This is a genomic window from Rhizobium sp. K102, assembly GCF_022385315.1.
Taxonomy (GTDB): Bacteria; Pseudomonadota; Alphaproteobacteria; order Rhizobiales; family Rhizobiaceae; genus Rhizobium; species Rhizobium croatiense.
Window position 1 is genome coordinate 3413655 of the sequence record NZ_CP092436.1, and the last position, 24696, is coordinate 3438350.

At 62.6% G+C, this 24696-nt stretch carries 15 protein-coding genes and 5 pseudogenes; 17 read left to right on the top strand and 3 right to left on the bottom strand.

Translation table 11 applies throughout. From position 1 onward, the window contains the following. Positions 1-98 precede the first annotated feature (98 nt). The 15 genes and pseudogenes from phnG (at position 99) to MHI61_RS22985 (ending at position 13639) form a co-directional block, all read left to right on the top strand. Positions 99-576 (top strand): annotated as a pseudogene (gene phnG / locus MHI61_RS22915) (phosphonate C-P lyase system protein PhnG). Continuing rightward, complete coding sequence (gene phnH, locus MHI61_RS22920) at positions 576-1184, top strand: phosphonate C-P lyase system protein PhnH (RefSeq protein WP_097665748.1); 609 nt, start codon at positions 576-578, stop codon at positions 1182-1184. Before phnG ends, phnH begins: the two are co-directional and overlap by 1 nt. 4 nt (positions 1185-1188) lie before the next feature. Then, on the top strand, positions 1189-2295 hold the full coding sequence (locus tag MHI61_RS22925; protein WP_239790679.1) for a carbon-phosphorus lyase complex subunit PhnI: 1107 nt from the start codon (positions 1189-1191) through the stop codon (positions 2293-2295). Then, positions 2292-3167, top strand: a complete 876-nt coding sequence (locus tag MHI61_RS22930) for an alpha-D-ribose 1-methylphosphonate 5-phosphate C-P-lyase PhnJ (protein WP_239790680.1) — start codon at positions 2292-2294, stop codon at positions 3165-3167. Before MHI61_RS22925 ends, MHI61_RS22930 begins: the two co-directional genes overlap by 4 nt. Beyond that, on the top strand, positions 3164-3940 hold the full coding sequence (gene phnK / locus MHI61_RS22935) for a phosphonate C-P lyase system protein PhnK (protein WP_239790681.1): 777 nt from the start codon (positions 3164-3166) through the stop codon (positions 3938-3940). The genes MHI61_RS22930 and phnK overlap by 4 nt, the downstream gene beginning before the upstream one ends. A 34-nt stretch (positions 3941-3974) precedes the next feature. Beyond that, positions 3975-4682: a phosphonate C-P lyase system protein PhnL gene (gene phnL, locus MHI61_RS22940; RefSeq protein WP_239790682.1), complete on the top strand. Its 708-nt coding sequence runs from the start codon at positions 3975-3977 to the stop codon at positions 4680-4682. After that, positions 4679-5296 carry a DapH/DapD/GlmU-related protein gene (locus MHI61_RS22945; RefSeq protein WP_239790683.1) on the top strand — a complete coding sequence of 206 codons (618 nt, stop codon included), beginning with the start codon at positions 4679-4681 and terminating at the stop codon, positions 5294-5296. Before phnL ends, MHI61_RS22945 begins: the two co-directional genes overlap by 4 nt. Before the next feature lie 119 nt (positions 5297-5415). Then, positions 5416-6258, top strand: coding sequence for a phosphonate ABC transporter ATP-binding protein (gene phnC / locus MHI61_RS22950; RefSeq protein WP_239792896.1), 843 nt, complete (start codon positions 5416-5418; stop codon positions 6256-6258). Positions 6259-6329: 71 nt separating this feature from the next. Then, positions 6330-7243: pseudogene (gene phnD / locus MHI61_RS22955) on the top strand (phosphonate ABC transporter substrate-binding protein). A 67-nt stretch (positions 7244-7310) separates the two neighbouring features. Next, a complete protein-coding gene (gene phnE / locus MHI61_RS22960) occupies positions 7311-8291 on the top strand; it encodes a phosphonate ABC transporter, permease protein PhnE (protein WP_096763455.1) in 981 nt (326 codons plus the stop codon). Further along, positions 8291-9644: pseudogene (gene phnE / locus MHI61_RS22965) on the top strand (phosphonate ABC transporter, permease protein PhnE). Before phnE (MHI61_RS22960) ends, phnE (MHI61_RS22965) begins: the two are co-directional and overlap by 1 nt. A gap of 120 nt (positions 9645-9764) precedes the next feature. Next, on the top strand, positions 9765-10460 hold the full coding sequence (locus MHI61_RS22970) for a DUF1045 domain-containing protein (protein ID WP_239790684.1): 696 nt from the start codon (positions 9765-9767) through the stop codon (positions 10458-10460). Positions 10461-10473: 13 nt separating this feature from the next. Continuing rightward, positions 10474-11613, top strand: coding sequence for an alpha-D-ribose 1-methylphosphonate 5-triphosphate diphosphatase (locus MHI61_RS22975; protein ID WP_239790685.1), 1140 nt, complete (start codon positions 10474-10476; stop codon positions 11611-11613). Further along, positions 11610-12206, top strand: a complete 597-nt coding sequence (gene phnN, locus MHI61_RS22980; RefSeq protein ID WP_239790686.1) for a phosphonate metabolism protein/1,5-bisphosphokinase (PRPP-forming) PhnN — start codon at positions 11610-11612, stop codon at positions 12204-12206. Before MHI61_RS22975 ends, phnN begins: the two co-directional genes overlap by 4 nt. A gap of 228 nt (positions 12207-12434) precedes the next feature. Next, positions 12435-13639 (top strand): annotated as a pseudogene (locus MHI61_RS22985) (IS481 family transposase). A gap of 282 nt (positions 13640-13921) precedes the next feature. Here MHI61_RS22985 and MHI61_RS22990 read toward each other — a convergent pair. Together MHI61_RS22990 and polA are read right to left on the bottom strand one after the other, a co-directional pair. After that, positions 13922-16299 (bottom strand): annotated as a pseudogene (locus MHI61_RS22990) (DNA translocase FtsK). A gap of 171 nt (positions 16300-16470) precedes the next feature. Beyond that, positions 16471-19464 (bottom strand): DNA polymerase I, encoded by a 2994-nt coding sequence (gene polA, locus MHI61_RS22995; RefSeq protein ID WP_239790687.1) that lies wholly within the window; start codon positions 19462-19464, stop codon positions 16471-16473. Positions 19465-19904: 440 nt separating this feature from the next. Here polA and MHI61_RS23000 point away from each other — a divergent pair, with 440 nt between their 5' ends. Beyond that, entirely contained in the window at positions 19905-20321 is a 417-nt protein-coding gene (locus MHI61_RS23000; RefSeq protein WP_004674042.1) for a MarR family transcriptional regulator, read from the top strand. A 164-nt stretch (positions 20322-20485) separates the two neighbouring features. On the opposite strand, the gene MHI61_RS23005 is transcribed toward MHI61_RS23000, so the two are convergent. Beyond that, entirely contained in the window at positions 20486-22813 is a 2328-nt protein-coding gene (locus MHI61_RS23005; protein ID WP_239790689.1) for an EAL domain-containing protein, read from the bottom strand. Between the two features lie 212 nt (positions 22814-23025). Between MHI61_RS23005 and MHI61_RS23010 the strand changes: the two genes are divergently transcribed. Beyond that, positions 23026-24414 (top strand): dipeptidase, encoded by a 1389-nt coding sequence (locus tag MHI61_RS23010; protein ID WP_239790690.1) that lies wholly within the window; start codon positions 23026-23028, stop codon positions 24412-24414. Positions 24415-24696 lie beyond the last annotated feature (282 nt).

Below are 24696 nucleotides of genomic sequence, written 5' to 3' on the forward strand. Positions count from 1 at the left end.
GCGCTGCAGGATGTCACACGCTTGTCACGGCATCGATTTAGGACTAGATATAGCTTGTATGGTTGTCTATATCAATAGACATTTTAGAGGAAGCGGCGATGATATCAGCGGACAGCAACAACGCTGCGTCACAGACGGCATCGGAGCGCAAACGCGTCGCCGATCTGCTGGCGCGCGCAGAGCGCAGCGAACTCTCGGCGGCCTGGAATGCGTTGCCGCAAAAGCCTGCGGCGCATCCGGTGCGTGGAACCGGAGACCGGGCTGGTGATGGTGCGCGGACGCATCGGCGGCGGCGGCGCTCCCTTCAATCTTGGCGAAGTGACGGTGACGCGCGCGACGGTCCGGCTCAACTCCGGCTCGGTCGGCCATGCGCAGGCGCTCGGCACCGACCGTGAGAAGGCGCGGCTGGCGGCGATCTTCGATGCGCTCTGGCAGGAGGAGGCGACGAAGGATTTCGTCGAACGGGCGCTGCTTTTACCGATCACTGAGCGGATCGCCGCTGCCGAACGCCGCAAGGCCGACGAGACGGCGGCGACCCGCGTCGATTTCTTCACCATGGTGCGGGGAGACAACTGATGGGTTTCAAGACGGAAGCCTTGACCGGCGGCTTTGCCGAGCCGGTCTTCCATGCCCAGAGCGTCTTCAAGATGCTGATGGACGGCATGGCCCGTCCCGGGACGATCCAGACCGTTCAGCCCGATGTCGCGCCGCCTGCGCCGCTCGGCATCGCCGCCGGCGCGATCGCGCTGACGCTTTGCGACCACGACACGCCGGTCTGGCTTTCGCAGGGGCTGACAAAATCCACCGTGCCGGAATGGCTCGGCTTCCACGCCGGCGCGCCGCTGACCAAGGAGAAGGCCGAGGCACGCTTCGCCTTCACGGAAGCCGGAACTGCGCTTTGCCCCTTCGGTCTCTTCGCCTCAGGCACGCAGGAATATCCCGACCGCTCGACGACGCTCATCATCGAACTTTCCGACCTCGAGGGTGGGCGCAGGCTGGCGCTGATCGGCCCCGGCATCCAGAGTGTCGCGGACATTGCGCCGGTTGGCCTGCCGGAGACCTTCCTGCGGCTCTGGACCGAGAACCGCGCGCTCTTCCCCCGCGGCATCGACATCGTGCTGACCTCGGGCAAGCGCTTCCTCTGCCTGCCGCGCACCACCAAGATCACAGCAACGGAGATCTGAGCTCATGTATGTTGCCGTCAAGGGTGGCGAGGCCGCCATCGCCAATGCCCACCGCCTGCTTGCCGACCGCCGGCGCGGCGACCGGTCGCTGCCGGCGATCGGCATCGACCAGATCGTCGCGCAGCTGGCGCTCGCCGTCGACCGGGTCATGGCCGAGGCCTCGCTTTTCGACCGTACGCTCGCCGCACTCGCCATCCGCCAGTCGCGCGGCGACATGATCGAGGCGATCTTCCTGCTGCGCGCCTATCGCACGACGCTGCCGCGCTTCGGTTATTCCAAGCCGCTCGACACGGCTGATATGACGATCGAACGGCGCATCTCGGCGACCTACAAGGATCTGCCGGGCGGCCAGCTTCTCGGGCCGACCTTCGACTATACGCACCGGCTGCTCGACCCGTCGCTGCTTGCCGACGAGGCAGTCGAGACGCCGGCGCAGCGCGCCGCCGAGACCGGCCGCGTCATGCGCGTCTCCGAAATCCTCGGCGAGGAAGGCCTGATCGAGGCCGATGGCGACATGCCGGAGGATCACGAGGTCGGCGACCTGACGCGCGAGCCGATGGAATTCCCGATGAGCCGCGACCTGCGCCTGCAGGCGCTCGCCCGCGGCGACGAAGGTTTTCTGCTGGCGCTCGGCTATTCCACCCAGCGCGGCTACGGCCGCAACCACCCCTTCACCGGTGAGATCCGCATCGGCGAGGTCGAGGTCGAATTCGACGTGCCCGAACTCGGTTTCACCGTCTCGCTCGGTACGATTCAGATCACCGAATGCCAGATGGTCAACCAGTTCAAGGGGTCGGCCAAGGCGCCGCCGCAATTTACCCGCGGCTACGGCCTGGTGTTCGGCCAGAGCGAGCGCAAGGCGATGGCGATGTCGCTGGTGGATCGCGCATTGCGCGCCGAAGAGCTCGGCGAGGATATCACCGCGCCGGCCCAGGACGAGGAATTCGTCATCTCCCATTCCGACAACGTCCAGGCGACCGGCTTCGTCGAGCATCTGAAGCTTCCGCATTATGTGGACTTCCAGGCCGAACTCGATCTCGTCCGCCGCATGCGCCGCGAATTCGAAGCCGCCCGCAACAGTGACGAAGACATGAAGGAAGCCGCCGAATGAGCGATCTGGCCAGCTACAACTTCGCCTATCTCGACGAACAGACCAAGCGGATGATCCGCCGCGCCATCCTGAAGGCGATCGCCATCCCCGGCTATCAGGTGCCCTTCGCCTCGCGCGAAATGCCGATGCCCTACGGTTGGGGCACCGGCGGCGTGCAGGTGACGGCCTCGATCATCGGGCCCGATGACGTGCTCAAGGTCATCGACCAGGGCGCCGACGATACGACCAACGCCGTTTCCATCCGCGCCTTCTTCCAGAGGGTCGCCAATGTCGCGGTGACGACGCATACAAGCGAGGCGACCATCATCCAGACGCGCCACCGCATTCCTGAGGAAAAGCTCAAGGCCGGCCAGGTGCTCGTCTACCAGGTGCCGATCCCCGAGCCGCTGCGCTTCCTCGAGCCACGTGAGACCGAGACGCGCAAAATGCATGCGCTGGAAGAATACGGTCTCATGCACGTGAAGCTCTACGAGGATATCGCCCGCAACGGCCGCATCGCCACGACCTATGCCTATCCGGTCAAGGTTCATGGCCGCTACGTCATGGATCCCTCGCCGACGCCCAAATTCGATAATCCCAAGATGCACAAGTCGGAAGCGCTGCAGCTTTTCGGTGCCGGCCGCGAAAAGCGCATCTATGCCGTGCCGCCCTATACCGACGTCGTCAGCCTGGATTTCGAAGACCATCCCTTCGAAATCCAGCGTTTCGGCAAGCCCTGCGCGCTGTGTGGCGCCGAGGACGTCTATCTGGACGAGGTGATCCTCGACGACAAAGGCGGGCGCATGTTCGTCTGCTCCGATACCGACCATTGCGAAGATCGCCGGGCACTCGGACATGCCGGCGAAATGCTGGCCCGGGAGGCTGCAGAATGACCGATACGCCGCTTCTCAAAGTCAACGACCTCTCGAAGTTCTATGGCAACCGCATCGGCTGCCGCAATGTGTCCTTCGAGCTCTGGCCCGGCGAAGTGCTCGCCGTCGTTGGCGAATCCGGCTCGGGCAAGACGACGCTGCTGAACTGCATCTCCACCCGGCTGATGCCGACCACCGGCAGTGTCGAATACCACATGCGCGACGGCAGCTACCGCGACCTCTACCATATGAACGAAGCCGAGCGCCGCTTCCTGATGCGCACCGACTGGGGCTTCGTGCACCAGAACCCGGCCGACGGGCTGCGCATGACGGTTTCCGCCGGCGCCAATGTCGGCGAACGCCTCATGGCGATCGGCGACCGGCACTACGGCAAAATCCGCTCCACCGCCATCGACTGGCTGGAACGCGTCGAGATCGACGCCGACCGCATCGACGACCAGCCGCGCGCCTTTTCCGGCGGCATGCGCCAGCGATTGCAGATCGCCCGCAACCTCGTCACCGGCCCACGCCTCGTCTTCATGGACGAGCCTACCGGCGGCCTCGACGTCTCGGTGCAGGCCCGCCTGCTCGATCTCGTGCGCGGCCTCGTCAACGATCTCGGCCTCTCGGCCATCATCGTCACGCACGATCTCGCCGTCGCCCGGCTTCTGTCGCACCGCATGATGGTGATGAAGGACGGCTACGTCATCGAACACGGGCTCACCGACCGGGTGCTCGACGATCCGCGCGAACCCTACACGCAACTGCTCGTTTCCTCGATCCTGCAGGTCTGAGCGCCGCTGCAGGTCCAAAACCAGGGAAGACATCATGCCAACGCCCCTCGTCGTTTCCGAAGTCTCGAAGAGCTTCACCATGCACCTGCGCGACGGCATCCGGCTGCCCGTCGTCTCCGATGTCGCCTTCTCGGTCGCCTCAGGCGAATGCGTCGTGCTCGGCGGTCCGTCGGGCATCGGCAAGAGCTCGCTGCTGAAGATGATCTACGGCAATTACGCCGTCGACACCGGCCAGATCCTCATCCGCCACGACGGGCGCGTCGTCGATCTCGCCGCCGCCGATCCGCGCACCGTGCTCGACGTGCGGCGCAATACGCTCGGCTATGTCAGCCAGTTCCTGCGCACCGTGCCGCGCGTCGCGGCAATCGACGTCGTTGCCGAACCGCTGGTGGCGCGTGGCGAGGAAGCCGGCGCCGCGCGGGAAAAGGCGGGCGCCCTGCTTGCCCGGCTCAATCTGCCGGAGGCACTGTGGCAGCTTCCGCCCGCCACCTTCTCCGGAGGCGAGCAGCAGCGCGTCAACATTGCCCGTGGCTTCATCACCGAGCATACGATCCTGCTTCTCGATGAACCCACAGCCTCGCTCGATGCCCGCAACCGCGCCGTCGTCGTCTGCATGATTTCGGAAAAGAAGCAGGCGGGCGTCGCCCTTCTCGGCATCTTCCACGATGAGGAAGTGCGCGAAGCCGTCGCCGACCGCATCCTCGACGTCCAGCAGTTTTCTCCAAGAAAGATCGCCGCATGAGCCGCAGGCTGGGCATTGAACCCTATGTCCACGAGACCGCCTCCGTCAGCGATTCCAGCTTCGGGCGCTATACGGAGGTTTCCGAGCGCTGCCGCATCAGCGAGGCGACCTTCGGCGACTATTCCTACATCATGCAGGACGGCTCCGTCTGGTGCGCGACGATCGGCAAGTTCGTCAATATCGCCGCCGCCGTGCGGATCAACGCCACCAACCATCCGACCTGGCGGGCGACGCTGCATCATTTCACCTATCGCGCCGCCGACTACTGGCCGGACGGCGACATGGAGGAGGACTTCTTCGCCTGGCGGCGCGCAAACCGCGTGACGATCGGCAACGACGTCTGGATCGGCCATGGGGCGACGATCCTGCCGGGCGTCAGCGTCGGCAACGGCGCGGTGATCGGCGCCGGCGCGGTCGTCTCCAAGAACGTAGCGCCCTATGCGATCGTCGGCGGGGTACCGGCCAAGCTCATCCGCGAACGCTTCCCGAAAGAGGTCGGAGAGCGCATGGACAGGCTTGCCTGGTGGGACTGGGACCATGACCGTCTGCGCCTGACGTTGCAGGATTTTCGCAACCTGAGCGCGGAAGATTTCCTGGCGCGCTACGAGGGCTAGAAGCGGTCTTCGCAGCACCGAGAATTGTGACGCCACTTACACAAATATGACACGCGACGTTCACGAAGCGGGACTAATGCGATGCTCATCAACGCCTGGAATACAAGGGGAAGAGCATGATGTTCGAGCTGAAGAATGTCACACGCCGTTTCGGAAACAAGCTCGCCGTTGATGCCGTGACACTAATCATTCCCCAGGGCCAGATGGTCGGCATCATCGGGCGCTCCGGTGCCGGGAAGTCGACGCTGCTCCGCATGATCAACCGGCTGCAGGAACCAAGCTCCGGCTCCATTCGTTTCGCCGGAGTCGAAGTCTCCGGGCTTCGCGGCCAGGGCTTGCGCAACTGGCAGCGCGACTGCGCGATGATCTTCCAGCAGTTCAACCTGGTGCCGCGCCTCGATGTTCTCACCAACGTCATGCTCGGCCGCCTCAATCACCGCTCGACGTTCCTGAGCCTCCTCAACATCTTCACCCGCGAGGAACGCGTGCACGCGATCGCGGCCCTCGAACGCCTCGGCATCGAGCAGACGGCGCTGCAGGCGGCCGGCACGCTTTCCGGCGGCCAGCAGCAGCGCGTGGCGATCGCCCGCGCGCTGCTGCAGAACCCGAAGATGGTTCTTGCCGACGAGCCGATCGCCTCGCTCGATCCGCTGAACGCCAAGATCGTCATGGATGCGCTGCGCGACATCAACGAGCGCGAGGGCATCACCGTCATCACCAACCTCCACACGCTCGATACCGCCCGCAACTATTGTGAGCGCATCGTCGGCATGGCCGGCGGTCGGGTCGTCTTCGACGGCAAGCCGTCTGAGCTAACCGGGGAGGCCGTCAAAGAAATTTACGGGACTGACAAGGACGGCGCCGGCATCGACGAAACCATGACGTCGACCAGCCTCGAATCGATGCGCCGCGCCGAGACCCCATCCTCCGGCATGATGGCCAAGACAGCCGCCATGCATTGATCCGTGTCCGGCCGACGGGACAACGGCCGGAGAACCAACTGACGAGCCACGTCACAACAGGGAGACTTCTAATGTCAGCATTCCGCAAGATTTTGATGGCAACCATCGCCGTAGCCGCCCTCGCCGGCAATGCCGCCGCTCAGGACGTCAAAGTCCTCCGCATCGGTCTCGATGGCGGTGAAAACGAAGCCGACCAGGTGCGTCGCACCGAGTGCGTCAAGCCGGGCTTGATCGCCGCCACCGGCGTTTCCGAAGTGCAGCTCTTCCCGTCGCCGAACTATAACGGCGTCATCCAAGGCCTGCTCGGCGGCACGATCGATCTCGCCGTCATGGGCGCCGCCTCTTACGCCGCGATCTATATCAAGGATCCGAACGCCGTCACCCCGGTTCTGGCCACCAAGCAGGCCGACGGTTCGACCGGCTACTACTCGATCATGGTTGCCCGCAAGGATTCGGGAATCAAGACGCTGGCCGACGCCAAGGGCAAGAAGCTCGGCTTCGCCGATCCGGAACTCTACCTCCGGCTACCTTGTTCCTAACGTTGCCCTTCCGAAGGACACTGGCGCTCCAGTCAAGCAGTACTTCTCTGAAACCGGCTTCGGCGGCGGCCACGAGAACCTTGTTCTCGGCGTTCTCGACAAGAAGTTCGACGTCGGTACCACCTTCGGTTCCGGTCAGGGGGATTGGGCGCAGGGTTACACCTCCGGCAACCTGCACCAGATGGTCACCAAGGGCCTGCTCGACATGGACGATATCGTGGAAGTCTGGAAGTCGCCCCTCATCCCGAATGGTCCTCTGATGGTTTCCCAGAAGCTGCCGGCCGACCTCCAGAAGAAGGTTACCGCCTACTTCGCCGAACTGCCGAAGAAGGACAAGAGCTGCTTCGAAATCGTTCACCGGCGGCGGCTACGTTGACTGGGCGCCGGTCGACCAGAGCTTCTACCAGACGATCATCGACGCCCGTAAGGCCGTCATCGGCGGCTGATCCTCAGCCTGAACCGTCTTGCGGCGGCATCATGATGGTGCCGCCGTTTTCAAGAAGGAAGCCACCTATGGCGCACTCGGCCGGCGCGGACTCTCTCAGCGGATTGCAGGAGAGCTCCCGCACCATCCTCGATCATTATCAGAGCCAAGTTCGAACGCGACGCATCTATACCGTCGTTTCGATCGTGGTGTTCCTGATCATCCTCGGCGCCTCGCTCGACTTCGCCAACAGTGCCAATTCGGGCAAGTTCTTCGAGCGCCTGCCCTATTTCTTCGATTTCATGAAGAGCTTTGTACCGGACAGCCCGCTGGAGATTTTCCGCGCCATGTTCGACCTGCCGTCGCCCTACTCCGATGGTTCGATAAAATACGACTATACAAGCGACCGCGTCTGGATCACCGACAGTTTCTATATCCCGAATTTCTTCTACCAGCTCGCGATCACGCTCAACATCGCCATCGTCTCCACCATATTGGGTGCGAGCGGCGCGTTCCTGCTCTGCTTTTTCGCGTCCACCAATCTCGTCGGAGCAGGTGTGACGCGCTGGATCGTGCGGCGCATCATGGAGATCATGCGCGCCTTCCCGGAGATCGTCATCGCCGGGCTTCTCGCGGCAATCCTTTCGATCGGTCCTATCTCGGCGATCATCGCGGTGTGGTTCCACACTATCGGCGCGCTTGGAAAGCTGTTCTTTGAAGTTGTCGAGAATGCTGACATGAAGCCGGATGAAGGCCTGCGCGCAGTCGGCGCCGGCTGGCTGGAGCGTGTGCGTTTTGCCATCCTGCCGCAGGTGCTCCCGAACTTCGTCTCCTACACGCTGCTGCGCACCGAGATAAATGTGCGTGCCTCGACCATTATCGGCGCTGTTGGCGGCGGCGGCATAGGCGAAGTCTTCAGCCTTTCGATTGGCCGCGACCATGCCGCCAAGACTTACGCAATCATCATCCTGCTGCTGATCACGGTCATTTGCGTCGACCAATTTTCCGCCTGGCTGCGTCGACGGCTGATCGGCCAGCAGTCCTTCGAATTTGGCCGGGGAGCGGCGTGATGTCCTCTGCTCTGACCATGAACGCTATCGAACGTAACCGCCTGCTGGCCGCCTATCCGGACATCTTCCATCGTAGCTTCATGCAGCGATGGGGCCTTCTCCTCATCTCTGCGGCAGTCCTCGTCTACCTTGCCTTCTGCTTCGCCTTCTTCAACGTCATTCCGACTTTCGTAAACGGCAACTGGGATCGCGCAGCAATCTATGTTCAGGACTGGTATTCCTGGCGTGCCCAGCCGCGCCTGCGTTTCCAGAACGATCAGGTCGTCCCACAATGGACAAGCCGTCGCCAGTATCCCGAAGGCGCTGAGATCTACTGGCTGAAGCCCAGCGCCGATGGGCGCAGATACACTGTCACCTTCGGCAGCGACGGTGACCGTCTGGACGTGAGCCCAAGCCGCGTTGACGTCTATATCGACGGCAAGCTCTATCCCGTCACCATCACCCGCGACCGAGCCTCTTTGCCTGCCGATGCGCCAGTCCAGATGCAGCAAGACGACAACAAGGTGAATGTCTATTACGGGTTTTCCGGACAGGCAGAAATCCGCACCAGCCAGGTCTACGTGCAGCGCCGCTTTCTCGGCTGGGCGAACTTCTTCTTCGATACGCAATCGCCCTTCTGGGGCCGCAGCCTGCCCGAGGTCGTGGGCCTGATGTTCTCGGGCGCACGAACTCGATGCTAATCAATCCAACGCGTCGCTGGCATTGGACAACTTCCTCAACAACGCGAGCTGGCAGCACGGCGACATCCTGTCGAAACTGATGCAGACACTCGTCATGGCCTTTGTCGGCACATTATTCGGCACCCTGGTTGCTTTTCCGCTCGCCTTCATCGCCGCACGCAACATCATGCGTAACCGCGCCGTGAACTGGGCCACGAAGCGGCTCTTCGATTTCCTGCGCTCGATCGACATGCTGATCTGGGCGTTGTTCTTCACCCGCGCCTTCGGCCCGGGGCCGCTTCCCGGGATCGCGGCGATTTTCTTCACCGATACGGGCGCGCTCGGAAAAGTCTACGCAGAAGCCCTCGAGAACATCGACGACAAGCAGCGTGAGGGCGTCAAGTCGGTGGGTGCGGCGCCAGTTGCCGTTCAACGTTTCGGCGTCGTTCCACAAGTCCTGCCGGTCTTCATCTCGCAATCACTTTATTTCTGGGAATCGAATACGCGTTCGGCAACCGTGATCGGCGCCGTTGGGGCGGGCGGCATTGGCCTGAAATTGCTGGAATCCATGAAGACCAATTCGGACTGGGACAAAGTCGCCTACATGGTGCTTCTGATACTCCTGGTCGTCTTCGCCTTCGACAACCTTTCGAATGCGCTGCGCTCGCGCGTGATGGGGAAAAAGAACCACTGATAAGTTGCCGCCATCATCATTCTGTCACCGAAATCTTTTAGCCGGGAGCCTGCTTGCGGTTGGCCTCCAAATCACTGCACATTGCGCTCCCCCGTCTCGACGATCCCCAGGATGAAAGCCTTGCGCTACGCTCTCTATTTCTCGCCGCCGAAGGATGACCCCCTGACCGGCGCGGCCTCGCGCTGGCTCGGCCGCGATGCTTTCACCGGCGAGACCTATCCTGCGCCGGAGCATGAGACACTCAGTGCGGCAGAGCAGTTCGAGCTGACCGCCGACCCGCGACGCTACGGCTTTCACGCCACGATCAAGGCGCCGTTTTCACTTGCCGCCTCCGTCACCGAGAAGGATCTCACGGCGGTTGTGGAGGAATTTGCCGCCAGTACGCCGGCCTTCGAGATTCCCGAGCTCGTACTCGGCCAGCTCGGCCGTTTTTTTGCCCTTGTTCCCGGCTCTCTTCATCAACCTCTTCAGGATTTCGCCGCGAAGGTGGTAAAATCCTTCGAGCCGTTTCGCGCCGCACTCTCCGAGGCCGACACCAACAGGCGCAATCCGGAGAAGCTCAGCGACAGCCAGCGCGCCAATCTGCAGCGCTGGGGCTATCCTTACGTCATGGAGGATTTCGGCTTTCACATGACGCTGAGCGGCCAGGTACCGGAGACGCGCGCCGCAGTGATGAAAGCGATCCTGGCCGAGCGTTTTGCCGGTTTCACCGGCCGGCCGCTCTCGATTTCCGGCCTTGCCGTCTTCACCGAGGAGACGCGCGGCGCCCCGTTCAAAGTTCATTCCTGGCTGCCGCTTTCCGGCGCCAAACGCTGAAAGATCAAAGGCTATGAGCAAAGAGACCGTGTTTTCCAACGCCCGCATCGTTCTCGAGGATGATATCCTCCTCGGCTCGATGCTCATTCGTGACGGCAAGATTGCCGATATCTCCGAAGGCAATTCGGTAGCCGGCGAAGATTTTGATGGCGACTTCATTATTCCTGGCCTCGTCGAGCTGCATACCGACCATCTCGAAGGCCATTATCAGCCGCGCCCCGGCATTCGTTGGAACAAGACCGCCGCAGTCCAGGCACATGACGCCCAGATCGTCACATCGGGCATCACCACGGTCTTCGACTGCCTGCGCATGGGTGCGGACGAGGACGGCGGCTTCGAACATGGCGAGATGCGCGAGATGGCCGACGCGATTCAGTCGGCGGAGAAGGAAGGCCGGCTGCGCGCCGAACACTTGCTCCACCTGCGCTGCGAGGTCTCGGCCGACAATGTGCTAGAACATTTCGTCGATTTCGAAAACGATCCGCATGTGCGGCTCGTCTCGCTGATGGATCACGCGCCCGGCCAGCGTCAGTTCCAGACGATGGATCAGTACATCTTCTACTACCAGAAGAAGCGGGGCCTGAGCGACGAGGTCTTCGCCCGTTTCGTCGCCAAGCGCCAGGCGGAATCGGCGCGCAATTCAACGCCGCACCGCAACGCCATCGCCAAGGTCTGCGCCGAACGCGGCATCACCGTTGCAAGCCATGACGACGCCACACTCGCCCATGTCGACGAGGCGATCGACAACGGTGTGCGCCTTGCCGAATTCCCGACGAGCTTCGACGCCGCCCGGGCCTCGCACGAGCACGGCATGAGCGTGTTGATGGGGGCGCCGAACATCGTGCGCGGCAAATCCCATTCCGGCAATATCGCCGCCCGCGACCTCGCCGAAATGGGCGTGCTCGACGTGCTGTCCTCCGATTACGTGCCGCTCAGCCTGCTGCACGCGCCCTTCATCCTCGCCGACGAGGTCGAGAGCATCACGCTGCCGAAGGCGATCGCGATGGTGACGTCGACGCCCGCCCGCACCGTCAGTCTCGACGATCGCGGCCGGATCGCAACCGGGCTGCGCGCCGATCTCGTCCGCGTCCACCGCTCGCATGGCGTGCCGGTGACACGCTCCGTCTGGCGCCAGGGACGCCGTGTCGCATGACGCCGCACGAACCCCACCCCGGAGCCGGAGCCGAACGCGGCATCATGGTCGTCGTCGTTGGGCCGAGCGGCGCCGGCAAGGACACGCTGATGAACCTCGCCGCCCGGCATTTCGCCGGCCGCGCCGACATTCACTTCACCCGCCGCGTCATCACCCGCCACCGCGACGCCGGCGGCGAAGACCATCTTTCCGTCTCCCTCCAAGGCTTTACGGCGATGGAACAGTCGGGCTCCTTCGCCGTCTGGTGGGAGGCGCACGGCCTGAAATACGGTATTCCGGCCGAGGTCTCGGTGGCACTGTCCCGCGGCCATGTCGTCGTCGCCAATGGTTCGCGTTCGGCACTTCACCGTTTCCAGGCCGCTTTCCCGCGGCTCAAGGTGATAAACGTCACCGCCCGCCCCGAAGTGCTTGCCAGCCGGCTGGAGGCGCGCGGGCGCGAGACGCATGAGGATATCATGGCGAGACTCGTCCGCGGGCCGCTGACGGTGCGCGGCGACTACGACGTGACGGAGCTCGACAATAGCGGCTCGCTCGAAGAGGCCAAGCAGAAGATGGTTGCGATCCTCGATGGGCTGCTCGCCGACGTTCAATAGACGAACGACAGCAGAAATTTGCGATGCCGCAGGCCCTGGTAACAGATCAGGCCAGCGGCATGAATTGCACGTCCGGCAAGCGACGTGATGTACCGCGAAGAAAGGTCTTCCGCGCCCAACGACTTGGGCGCGCTGGATCTCTGTGACAAGTGTAAAGCCCGGATACATACCTGACAGATGTTCGGAGACATGCCTGACACTCTCGAGATGTTTTTTCGGGAGGTCTGCATGGTTTGGCGGTCGAGGTCAGTTGTGGATGAGCGTTTGGAATTCTGCCGGTTGGCGGGGCTCGAAGGTGCGAATGTCTCGGCGCTTTGCCAGCGCTTCGGCATCAGCCGGCAGACAGGCTATGTCTGGCTGCAGCGCCTGCGGGCAGGCGAGCCGGTGGAGGACCGCTCCCGCCGTCCGCATGCGAGCCCGCGGCGCACCGCCGTCGACCTCGAGGGCGCGGTGCTGGAGATACGCGACGAACATCCGGCCTGGGGGGCGCGCAAGATCGCCCGCCGGCTGCAGGATCTCGGGACCGCGCCGCCATCTGCCTCCACCGTCCATGCCATCCTGGTGCGCCACGACCGCATCGGGCCGCAGATGGGCGGCCAGCCAGCGCTCGGCCGCTTCGAGCGCGAGGCGCCCAACCTGCTCTGGCAGATGGACTTCAAGGGCCGCACGCAGCTCGTCTCAGGTCTCTGGTGTCATCCTCTAACGGTTATCGACGACCATTCCCGCTTCGCCGTCGGGCTCGAAGCCTGCGCCGACGAGCGCATGCTGACCGTTCGCGGCCGGCTGGAGCCGATCCTGCGCCGCCACGGCCTGCCGATGGCCATCTATACCGACAACGGCAGGCCGTGGGGCACCGGCGTGCCCAACCAATGGACAAGGTTGCGCGTCTGGCTGCTCAAGCTCGGCATCGACCTCATCCATGCCAAGCCCTACCACCCTCAGGGCCGCGGTAAGAACGAACGCTTCCACCGCAGCCTCAAGGCGGAGGTCTTCGACTTTGCCGCGCTCGCCAGCCACGCTCAGGCGCAACACGCCTTCGACCGCTGGCGCGACATCTACAACCATCACCGCCCCCACCAGGGCATCGACATGGCCGTGCCGGCGAGCCGCTACCGTCCCTCATCGCGTCCCTTTCCCGACCGCCTGCCCGAACCGGTCTATGACAGCGGTGAGATCGTGCGCCGCGTTGGAACAACCAAGGGCTATGTCAGCTTCAAGGGGCGATTCTGGCGCGTGCCCAACGCCTTCAAAACCGAGCGCCTCGCCATCCGTCCGCTCCAGTACGACGGTCTCTACGGCGTATTCTTCGGCGCAACTCAGGTCGCAAAAATCGATCTCAAAAGCCCGGACTGAGTGTCAGGCATGTCTCCGAACATCTGTCAGGTATGTATCCGGGCTTTACAACAAGCACAGAGATGAGGGAGGAGAGATAGAGCTTCCGCATCCACTGTCGCAGGGACTGAAACGGGTTTTCCTTCGCGCTGCATGTACAGCCGTCTCTCTGGCCTTCCGTAACCGGTGTCTCACGCCATATCATCACATGCCAGCAGAAAATCCTGGCGGAGGCGCTTACTCACCCACCCTCATCTCTGTGCTTGTCACAGAGATCCAGCCACGGCGCGTCCGCGCCGTGAATGACTCTTCTGAAGAATTTGCCATCTTTCCGTTGGATAATCGGAGCAGGCGACGAATCGTCTTTTCTATAGGCGCGGCGGCTATTCGCCGTCGCCCCGCCCGGAAACGATCTCGCGCTTGCCGACGTGATTGGCCGGGCCGACGAGGCCTTCCTTTTCCATGCGTTCGACCAATGAGGCGGCGCGGTTATAGCCGATGCCGAGGCGGCGCTGGATGTAGGAGGTCGAGCACTTCTTGTCGCGCATGACGACCTTGACTGCCTGCTCGTAGAGCTCGTTGCCATCCTCGGAGGCCATGGCGCTCTTGTCGAACACGGCGCCGGCCTCTTCCTCTTCCGGCTCTTCCTCTTCGTCGGCGGTAACGGTGTCGAGATATTCGGGGCGCCCCTGGGTCTTCAGATGAGCAACGACCTTTTCGACCTCGGCATCCGAAACGAAGGGACCGTGCACGCGGGCAATCCTGCCGCCGCCCTGCATGTGCAGCATGTCGCCCTGGCCGAGCAGCTGCTCGGCGCCCTGTTCGCCGAGAATGGTGCGGCTGTCGATCTTCGAGGTGACCTGGAAGGAGATGCGGGTCGGGAAGTTCGCCTTGATCGTGCCGGTGATGACGTCGACCGACGGGCGCTGCGTCGCCATGATCAGATGAATGCCGGCCGCACGCGCCATCTGCGCCAGGCGCTGGATGGCGCCTTCGATCTCCTTGCCGGCGACCATCATCAGGTCGGCCATTTCGTCGACGATGACGACGATGTAGGGCATCGGCGCGAGATCCAGCTCCTGCTGCTCCTCGACCGGCGCACCGGTTCCCCTGTCGAAGCCGGTCTGGACCATGATATGGATGGTCTCGCCCTTTTCGCGCGCCTGGGAGACGCGGCCATTATAGCCGTCGATGTTGCGCACGCCGAGGCGCGACATCTTGCGATAACGCTCCTCCATCTCGCGCACCGCCCATTTCAGCGCCATGACCGCCTTCTTCGGATCGGTGACGACGGGGGTCAGCAGATGCGGAATGCCGTCATAGACGGAGAGCTCGAGCATCTTCGGGTCGACCATGATCAGCCGGCACTGTTCCGGGGTCATGCGGTAGAGCAGCGACAGGATCATCGTGTTGATGGCGACCGACTTGCCCGAGCCGGTGGTGCCGGCGACGAGCAGGTGCGGCATCTTCGCCAGCTCGGCGATGACAGGCTCGCCGCCGATGGTCTTGCCGAGGCCGAGCGCCAGCTTATAGCCGCTCTTGTCGAAATCCTGGCTCTCGATCATCTCGCGGAAATAGACTGTTTCACGGGTGACATTCGGCAGTTCGATACCGATGACGTTGCGGCCGGGGACGACGGCGACGCGGGCCGAAAGCGCCGACATCGAGCGGGCGATATCGTCGGCGAGACCGATGACGCGCGATGACTTCACGCCGGGCGCCGGCTCGAATTCATAGAGGGTGACGACGGGACCGGGGCGAACATGAATGATCTCGCCCTTGATGCCGAAATCCTCGAGCACGCTTTCCAGAAGGCCGGCATTCTGCTCCAGCGTCTCCTGCGACATGATCTCGCCAAGCCGTTCCGGCGGCTCCTGCAACAGGGCGCGCGGCGGGAATTCATAGCCTGACGCGTCGACCTTTTCCGGTCTTGCCATCAGGCGCGGCGACGGCAGGACGGCGGCGACCGGAGGCGTCGACCGAGGCACCGGCGCCGCCTGGGGCAACGCTGTAGCCTGGGGCAACGGTGTCGCCTGAGGCATCGGAGTAGCCTGCGGCATTGGCGCGGTCTGGGATGCCTGGGGCACGCCTCTCCGCGCCAGCACAATCGGCTCCGCAGCACGCACCGGCTTTTCCAGGGAGATCGCGGCCGGCGGCCGCGGAGCGGCCGATGCGGGGGTGCGGCCGCCGGCTGGATCGGGCGCGATGCGGCGGCAGCCGGTTTCGGCGCGCCCGGACGCCATTCCATGACACGGAACAGGGCCGTGATCGATTCGGGCGTGGTCTCGATCTTCGGGACAACGATCGAGGGTGTGCGGACCGGCTCGCCCTCTTCGAAGGCCATGACTTCCCAGAAGGCGAAATCGGAAATCGAAGACAGTTCGGAAGCAGCGCGCAAGGCAGGCGCCTCCGCCCGGCCGGAAGCCGGCGGCTGCGGCATCTCGATCATCGCAGCCGGCGCTGCGGCAAGCTCGCTCGGCTCCGGCAGATAGATGTCGAACGGCACATCGACGGCGACCGGTTCGATCCGTATCGCCTGCTGTTCGAGCTGCGGTTCGTCGCGAACGGGCTCGTTCGGCGGACGGCGCCGGCTGATCAGCGTTTCCGGGGTGCGCGTGAAGCGAACATTCGGCGCGAGCGAAAAGTTGCTCTGCCAGATCGGCGCCGCCGGCTTTTCACCGGGATTTTCCTCCACAAGCTCCGTTTCAAGCCCGCTGGAAAAATCTGCGGCATCCGTCAAATTGGTTCTGGGAAAACGCATGCGTCCGCTACTCACTCATGCCTGACAAATTACGACCCTACCGGGATAGAAAAGGAAGGTTAATAAGTTCCTTCCAGCCGGATCGTTCCGATACAGCTCCCAGAGGCAAAGCGTCGCCATTTCAATGAGTTGCGTGAAACGGAAAAATCTTTTTCCATTTTGGGGAGACGCTCAATGCGCCTCGTCCCAATTGGTGGCGGCGCGGGCATCGACGCGCAGCGGCACGCGCATTTCGAGCGCCGGCATGGTGGCGTTTTCCATGACCGAGACGATGATCGGCATCGCCTTTTCGACATCCTCATCCTCGACTTCGAAGATGAGTTCGTCGTGCACCTGCAAGAGCATGCGCACACGCTGGGCAAGACCGGCTTCAACAAGCGCCGGCTCCATCTTGATCATCGCCCGGCGGATGACGTCGGCGGCCGAGCCCTGGATCGGCGCGTTGATCGCGGCCCGCTCGTTGAAGGCGCGCACCGACGGATTGGACGAGCGGATTTCGGGATAGTTGATTCGCCGGCCGAAGATCGTCTCGACATAACCCTTGTCGCGCGCCATCGCCTTGCGGCTTTCCATATAGTCGCGGATGCCAGGGAAGCGCTCGAAATATTTCTTGATATAGTCGCCGGCTTCCGACCGCTCGATCGAAAGCTGATTGGCGAGCCCGAAGGCCGAGATGCCGTAGATGATGCCGAAATTGATCGCCTTGGCGCGGCGGCGCACCTCGCCCGGCATGCCTTCGACCGGCACGCCGAACATTTCCGACGCCGTCATGGCGTGAATATCGACGCCATCCTCGAAGGCCTTGGTCAGCTGCGGGATCTCGGCCACATGGGCAAGCACGCGCAGTTCGATCTGGCTGTAATCGGCGGAAATCAGCTTGTGGCCCGGTGTCGAGATGAAGGCGGTGCGGATCTTGCGGCCTTCGGCGGTGCGCACCGGAATGTTCTGCAGGTTCGGCTCGGAGGAGGATAGCCGCCCTGTCGTCGTCGAGGCCAGCGAGTAGGAGGTGTGGACCCGCTTTGTCTCCGGATGCACATAGCCGGGAAGCGCATCGGTGTAGGTCGATTTCAGCTTGGTGAGCTGGCGCCAGTCGACGATCTTGCGCGGCAGCTCGAAACCGGCGGCGGCGAGATCCTCGAGCACCGAGGCGGAGGTCGACCATTGCCCGGTCTTCGTCTTGCTGCCGCCGGCAAGACCCATCTTGCCGAACAGGATATCACCGAGCTGCTTCGGCGAGCCGATATTGAAACGCTCGCCGGCCAGCGTGTAGATCTCGTCCTCCAGGCGCGCCGCACCCTGGGCCAGCTCGCCGGACAGACGCGACAGGATCTGCCGGTCGACGGTGATGCCGCGCGCCTCCATGCGCGCCAGCACCGGCAATAGCGGCCGCTCCAACCGTTCATAAACGCTGGTCAGTCCGGCTGCGGCCAGCCGCGGCTTCAGCACCAGCCAAAGGCGCAGCGTCACGTCGGCGTCTTCGGCGGCATAGTGAGTGGCGCGGTCGATATCGACCAGATCGAAGGTCACGTTCGCCCTGCCGCTGCCGGCCACATCCTTGTAGGGGATCGGCGTATGGCCGAGGAATTTTTCCGAGAGCGGGTCCATGCCATGGGCGCCGGTGCCGGCGTCTAGCACGTAGGAGATCAGCATCGTGTCGTCGAAACTCTTCGTCTCGATGCCATAACGCTTCATCAAGAGATAGTCGTATTTCAGGTTCTGGGCGACCTTGAGAACCGCAGCGTCCTCCAGCAACGCCTTCAGCCGCGGCAGGGCATCGCGCATCGGGACCTGATTTTCGGCAAGGCCGCCGCCGAGCAGATCGCCGACGCCGTTCTTGTGGGCAAGCGGCACATAGGCGGCGCGGATCTTCGTGCCGGTGGGGTCGGCGACATTGTCGGCGATCGCCATCGCAAAGCCGACGAGCTCGGCCTGCATGGCATCGAGCGACGTCGTCTCGGTATCGAAGGCCACGAGGCCGGTGTCGCGCGCATCGGCGATCCATCGGTCGAGCGTCGCCAGATCGCGGATCGTCACATAGGTGGAATGATCGAAGGGCAGCGTCGCAAAGGCCTCGGCCCGCGCCTTGGCAAGATCGGCAGGTGAAAAGGCGCCTTCGACGCCAGCCTTCGCACGCGGCGGCACGGGCACGGACGGCCCCGAGACATCAGGAATGCCGCCGGCCACGGGCGCAGGCTCGACCGCATCGAGATCGGGACCATGGGCGGCATCACCCCATTCGATGCGGACGACCGCCGGTTCGATGGCGTTTGCATCACAATCGCAGACTTCGGCGACCCGTCGCGTCAGCGTCGTGAATTCCATCGTCTTGAGAAAGCCGATCAGCTTCGGGCCGTTCTGCGGCTCCAGCACCAGCGCGTCGAGATCGAGATCGAGCGGCACGTCGGTGCGCAGCCGCACGAGTTCGCGCGAAAGCTTGGCCATCTCGATATTGGCTAGAATGGTCTCGCGGCGCTTGACCTGCTTGATCTCGGTGGCGCGTTCGAGCAGCGTGTCGAGATCCCCGTATTCCTCAAGCAGCTGGGCCGCGGTTTTCGGGCCGATGCCGGGAATGCCGGGCACATTGTCGACGGAATCGCCGGTCATTGCCTGCAGGTCGATCATCTTTTCCGGCGGCACGCCCCATTTCTCGAGGACATCGGGAATGCCGATCTGCTTGTCCTTCATGCTGTCATACATGTGGACATTTGCTGTGACGAGCTGCATCAGATCCTTGTCGGAGGAAACGATGGTGACGTCGGCTCCGGTCGCTTCGGCCTGGCGGGCATAGGTGGCGATGATGTCGTCGGCTTCGAAGCCTTCGGTCTCGATACAGGGCAAATTGAAGGCGCGGGTTGCCTCGCGGATCAGCCCGAATTGCGGGATGAGCTCTTCCGGCGGGGCTGAACGGTTCGCCTTGTAGGCGTCGTACAGATCCTTGCGGAATGTCTTGGCGGAATAATCGAAGATGACGGCAAGATGGGTCGGCGTCACCCCGACATCGGTATTGCGCGCATCCCTCAGGAGCTTCCACAGCATGTTGCAGAAACCGGAAACGGCGCCGACCGGCAGGCCGTCCGTCTTGCGCGTCAGCGGCGGCAATGCATGAAACGCCCGGAAGATAAAACCGGAACCGTCGACTAGGAAGAGGTGATCGCCTTTTTTCATGCGTGCATGGATAGCGCGGGCACGGAACGAGGTCCATATAAAGTTCGGCGCGCCAGGAGATTATGGCGTCGGGTTCAAGGAAGTATGCAGAAGGGATTCCTGCTCACCAAACTGTTACCGATTTGTAACGTGGCGTGACCCTTGAAAAACCACATTCGCAGTTACAAATTCATGTCACCGGCGCTTGATCGCGCCGCGGGTCTGATTACCGGCTTGTCCCCCGCCGCATCAGGCTTGGACAAAGGCCTTTATCCCCCTCTCCGGGCCTTTGTCCCCATTTTAAGGTCGCCATGGCCAACCTCCAGGTCATGGCGACTTTTGTTTTTCCAGCTCCTCGAAACGATGGGCGAAGCTTGCATTTTTTGGAGCGTCCTATGCGATTTGCTGCATTGTCTCCGGCATGGTTTTGAGCCTAACTTGCAATCATGGGATTTAACCGCATGGATTCGGGAGCTTACCTTGCCAGCCAGCTGGCGAAGGGTTTTGCCCGCTCGCTGCACCGGCGCGCGGTCGGGCTCGGTTTTTCTCCCGGTCAGTTTCCCATTCTGCTGGAACTCTGGGGCGAAGACGGCCTGACCCAGAAACAGCTGCTCGAGCGGGTCGATATCGAGCAGGCGACCATGGCCAATACGCTGTCGCGCATGGTCCGCGACGGGCTGATCGAACGTCGGCCGCATCCATCCGATAAGCGGGCGCAGCTGATCTTCCTGACGCCGAAGGCGCGTGCCATGGAAGCCGAGGCGATCGAAAGCGCGCGCGAGGCCGACCTCGCGCTGTTCAAGGGCTTTCGGACTTTCGAGCGCGAGCTGACGCTCGAATATATCCGCCGGCTGCTGGAAAACGCCAAGGCGCTCTGACCGGCATTGCTCGCCGGCAAGACGGGTGGATCGCCGCCACGCTATCGACGGATCGTCCGTTTAAAGCGCGTCGTATCAAATTTGATTCATGCGACGCGCTTTAGCCTTTTGTTTTTATGCATGTCGTTGTCCCGGAACCGCTGCACACGTCGGGGCGACATGCATTAGGCTGTCGAGGACAGGAGGCTTTCGCGGACAGCGAGCTTGGTGCTCGGCTCGACATCCGGTCTGCCGAGCAAAAACCCCTGTACCTGCGCACAGCCTTCTTCGACGACGATCTGGCGCTGCGTCTCGGTTTCGACGCCCTCCGTCACGACAGGCATGCCGAGACTGTGACCGAGGCCGATGATCGCGCGCACGATCGAGCGCGCCGCCGCGTCATGGTCCAGCATTCCGGTGAAGCTGCGGTCGACCTTGATCTTGTCGAAAGGGAAGGTTCGCAGGTTGGAAAGCGAGGAAAAACCGGTGCCGAAGTCGTCCATGACGATGTGAACACCCAGACTGCGCAGACGCTGCAGCGTGGCCATCACCCGGTCGCGATCACGGATGAGAGCGGCCTCGGTGATCTCGATTTCCAGCCGGCCGGGCGCAAGCCCGGTTTCCTTGAGGATCGCCTCGATCCGCTCGCATAGGTTTGGCAGCATGAACTGCACCGGCGAGACGTTGACGGCGATCCTCAGCGGAAGCGGCCAGCGCGCGGCCTCCTTGCAGGCCTGCTGCAGCACCCACTCGCCGAGCTGGACGATCGACCCGCTTTCCTCGGCGATCGGAATGAAGATATCCGGCTCGCTCAGGCCGTGGCCCGGCCGGTTCCAGCGCATCAGGGCCTCGTAACCGCTGATCTCGCCGCTCTGTGCATCAAGAACCGGCTGATAGCTGACATGGATCTGATTGCGGGTGATGGCGTGGCGCAGTTCGCTTTCGATCTGGCGGCGGGCTCGCGTGGCCTCGTCCATTTCCGCATTGAAGAAGCAGGCCTTGCCGCGGCCGCCGTGCTTGACCCGATAGAGGGCGATATCGGCGTTGTTGCAGATCTCGTCTGCATCGCTTCCGTCTGTTGGATAAAGAGCGATGCCGAGGCTGACGCCAACGGCGGTCGGGTCGCGCGCCATATCCATCTCGGCGGCGAATTCGTCGAGGATCGCGGCTGCGAGCTTCTGCGCGGCCGCCGGTTGCTGTCCGGCGGACTGAATGATGGCAAATTCATCGCCGCCGAGACGGGCGATGGTATCCCGTTCATCGGCCACGCGACGCAGGATCGAGGCGACTTTGCAAAGAATGCGGTCGCCCTCGGCGTGGCCGAAAATATCGTTGACGGTCTTGAAGCGATCGAGATCGATATAGAAGAGGGCAACCTCGCTGTTCTTTCCCTTGGCCATCTGCAGCGCCTGGCGGATGCGCTTGTCGAACAACGACCGATTTGGAAGGTCGGTGAGAACATCGTGGTGGGCGAGGTGCTCGATCATCTCCTCGGCCTGCCTGCGCTCGGTGAGATCGCGCACCGCCAGCACGTCGCAGTTGTGTCCGCGATAGACGATCCTGCTGGTGTTCACTTCGACGGAGATCTCCCTGCCGTTCCTGGTGTTGAGCAGCGTCTCGCCCGGCCTGTTCTGTCCCTGGGTTAAGACAATGGAGGGCGCCTTGCCCAGGAGATCGGCAAGCTTCCAGCCGGAAAGGCCCTGAAAGCGTTCGTTGGCATCGATAATCCTGCCTTCCCGCAGGATCAGCAATCCTTCCTGCGACGCATTTGCCAGCCCCCTCAGATCCGTCAGGTGGCTTTCGACAAAGACCACAGCAATAGCGATCAGAATGAGAGCTGTGGCCGCCACTACGACGATCGCGGCCAGCAGGCTGGTATCCAGCACCGTTGCCGGAACCTCTTTGCCGGGATCCGGCACGAGTGTGATGCTGGCCATCGAAATGAAGTGGAGTGCGCAGATCGCAAGGACGAAGGTGACCGACGAGGCGAGGAGCCGTTTCAGTCCCTTCAAGTGGAAGAAGGCGTGGAAGGCAATGCTCGACAGCAGCACCCCCGCGAGTACCGCACTCAACGTCATGTACGGGTCGTAGAGGATAACCGCCTGCGTCTCGATCGCCTGCATGCCGGTCAGGTGCATCGAGGCGATGCCGAGCGCCATCAGGACGCCGCCTTGGATGCACGAAAACCTGCCCCGGCCTTGCGAAGCGACGAGGATTGCCGCCCACGAGGCGACCACCGACAAGAGGAAGGAAAGCGCCGTCAGGCCCAGCTGGTAGGTGATCGGCATGCCGCCGTCATAGGCCAGCATCGCGATGAAATGGGTTGCCCATACGCCGGTGCCGAAGGCGAAAGCCGACGCGCCGATCCAAAGCTTGCGGCGTCCGGCATCGCATTCCTGGGCGCGGGCAAGCGGTAGCATCGCCGCCATCGCGCCGATCAGGCAGACCACGGCCGCCGCGAGCACCAGCCGCCAATCGTGATTGTCGCGAATACAAGTAATGACCGAAAACATCTCGCCCCTCGCACAGCTGAATTCGGTCAAGTTAATTTGGTTGTACTAAATAACCGTAAATTGAATTAGGATGTTCTTCTATACTATCCGACAAATCTTCCCGACGCGGGTCAGATCAGGTCACTTCCGCCGCGCCCCCTTTTGTTTTTTCCGCCTCGCCTGCCCTGCTGGTTTGGTCTATCGTCCGGCCGAATTTCAAAAAGGAGTCGAAAATGACGGATGTACAACAGGTGCTTGCACGCGCGGATCAGAACCTTTCCTCGAGTCTCGAAAAGCTGTTCGAGCTTCTGCGCATCCAGTCGATTTCCACCGATCCCGCCTTCAAGGCGGAATGCCGGAAGGCCGCCGAATGGCTGGTCGCCTATCTCCAGGGAATCGGCTTTTCCGCTTCGGTGCGTGACACGCCCGGCCATCCGATGGTGGTCGCCCACCATGCCGGAGCCTCCGCCGATGCGCCCCATGTACTGTTCTACGGCCATTACGACGTGCAGCCGGTCGATCCGATCGAGCTCTGGGAAAACGATCCCTTCGAGCCGTCGATCAAGGATATCGGCGAGGGCCGCAAGATCCTGACCGGCCGCGGCACATCCGACGACAAGGGCCAGCTGATGACCTTCGTCGAAGCCTGCCGCGCCTATAAGGAGATCAACGGCGCGCTTCCCTGCCGCATCACCATTCTCTTCGAAGGCGAGGAAGAATCGGGCTCGCCGTCGCTGAAACCTTTCCTCGAAGCCAACGCCGCCGAGCTGAAGGCCGACTATGCGCTTGTCTGCGATACCGGCATGTGGGACCGCGACACGCCGGCAATCGCCGCGGCGCTGCGCGGCCTCGTCGGCGAGGAGGTGGTCGTCACCGCCGCCGACCGCGATCTGCATTCCGGTCTGTTCGGCGGCGCGGCGGCAAATCCGATCCATATTCTCGTCGAGGCGCTTGCCGGCCTGCACGACGAAACCGGGCGCATCACGCTTGACGGCTTCTATGACGGCGTCGAGGAAACGCCCGACAACATCAAGGCGTCATGGGAGACGCTCGGCAAGACCGCGGACAAATTCCTCGGCGAAGTCGGCCTTTCCATTCCCTCCGGCGAAAAGGGCCGGTCGGTGCTGGAACTGACCTGGGCGCGGCCGACCGCCGAAATCAACGGCATCTGGGGCGGATATACCGGCGAAGGCTTCAAGACGGTGATCGCCGCCAAGGCTTCGGCGAAAGTGTCGTTCCGGCTCGTCGGCACCCAGGATCCGACCGCCATCCGCGAGGCTTTCCGCAACTATGTCAGGTCGAAAATTCCGGCCGATTGCTCGGTCGAATTCCATCCGCATGGTGGCTCGCCGGCGATTCATCTCTCCTATGACTCGCCTCTGCTGACCAAGGCAAAGACGGCGCTTTCCGACGAATGGCCGAAACCCGCCATCGTCATCGGCATGGGCGGCTCGATCCCGATCGTCGGCGACTTCCAGAGGATGCTCGGCATGGAATCACTGCTCGTCGGCTTCGGCCTCAGCGACGACCGCATCCATTCGCCGAACGAAAAATACGAGCTTCTCTCCTATCACAAGGGCATCCGCTCCTGGATACGGATTCTTCAGGCCCTTGCCGCCTGAGAGAGACTGGCGCGTCTCACGCAGCACAAAAATTTGCGACAACAAAAAGGCCGGTTCAAACCGGCCTTTCGTTATCCGCTCGTCTCAGTGCCAGTTCATCCGTGGTCAAGGAGAAGGCGGTATTGCAACGAGACTGCCTTCGAAAGGTTAACGAGCGGTTAACGACACTTGCACAAGCGTCTGCGGTGTCGAAACCGCCAAATCGCATCACAAAATCCCCCTCGTTCAAGCTGCGTTCATCGCGACCTCAGTATAAGCTTTTGAAAGACAAGGAAAATGGTG

Coding starts and splice junctions, on each gene's coding strand:
- phnH (WP_097665748.1), top strand. CDS start 576: ATGGGTTTCAAGACGGAAGCCTTGACCGGCGGCTTTGCCGAGCCGGTC.
- MHI61_RS22925 (WP_239790679.1), top strand. CDS start 1,189: ATGTATGTTGCCGTCAAGGGTGGCGAGGCCGCCATCGCCAATGCCCAC.
- MHI61_RS22930 (WP_239790680.1), top strand. CDS start 2,292: ATGAGCGATCTGGCCAGCTACAACTTCGCCTATCTCGACGAACAGACC.
- phnK (WP_239790681.1), top strand. CDS start 3,164: ATGACCGATACGCCGCTTCTCAAAGTCAACGACCTCTCGAAGTTCTAT.
- phnL (WP_239790682.1), top strand. CDS start 3,975: ATGCCAACGCCCCTCGTCGTTTCCGAAGTCTCGAAGAGCTTCACCATG.
- MHI61_RS22945 (WP_239790683.1), top strand. CDS start 4,679: ATGAGCCGCAGGCTGGGCATTGAACCCTATGTCCACGAGACCGCCTCC.
- phnC (WP_239792896.1), top strand. CDS start 5,416: ATGTTCGAGCTGAAGAATGTCACACGCCGTTTCGGAAACAAGCTCGCC.
- phnE (WP_096763455.1), top strand. CDS start 7,311: ATGGCGCACTCGGCCGGCGCGGACTCTCTCAGCGGATTGCAGGAGAGC.
- MHI61_RS22975 (WP_239790685.1), top strand. CDS start 10,474: ATGAGCAAAGAGACCGTGTTTTCCAACGCCCGCATCGTTCTCGAGGAT.
- phnN (WP_239790686.1), top strand. CDS start 11,610: ATGACGCCGCACGAACCCCACCCCGGAGCCGGAGCCGAACGCGGCATC.
- polA (WP_239790687.1), bottom strand. CDS start 19,464: ATGAAAAAAGGCGATCACCTCTTCCTAGTCGACGGTTCCGGTTTTATC.
- MHI61_RS23000 (WP_004674042.1), top strand. CDS start 19,905: ATGGATTCGGGAGCTTACCTTGCCAGCCAGCTGGCGAAGGGTTTTGCC.
- MHI61_RS23005 (WP_239790689.1), bottom strand. CDS start 22,813: ATGTTTTCGGTCATTACTTGTATTCGCGACAATCACGATTGGCGGCTG.
- MHI61_RS23010 (WP_239790690.1), top strand. CDS start 23,026: ATGACGGATGTACAACAGGTGCTTGCACGCGCGGATCAGAACCTTTCC.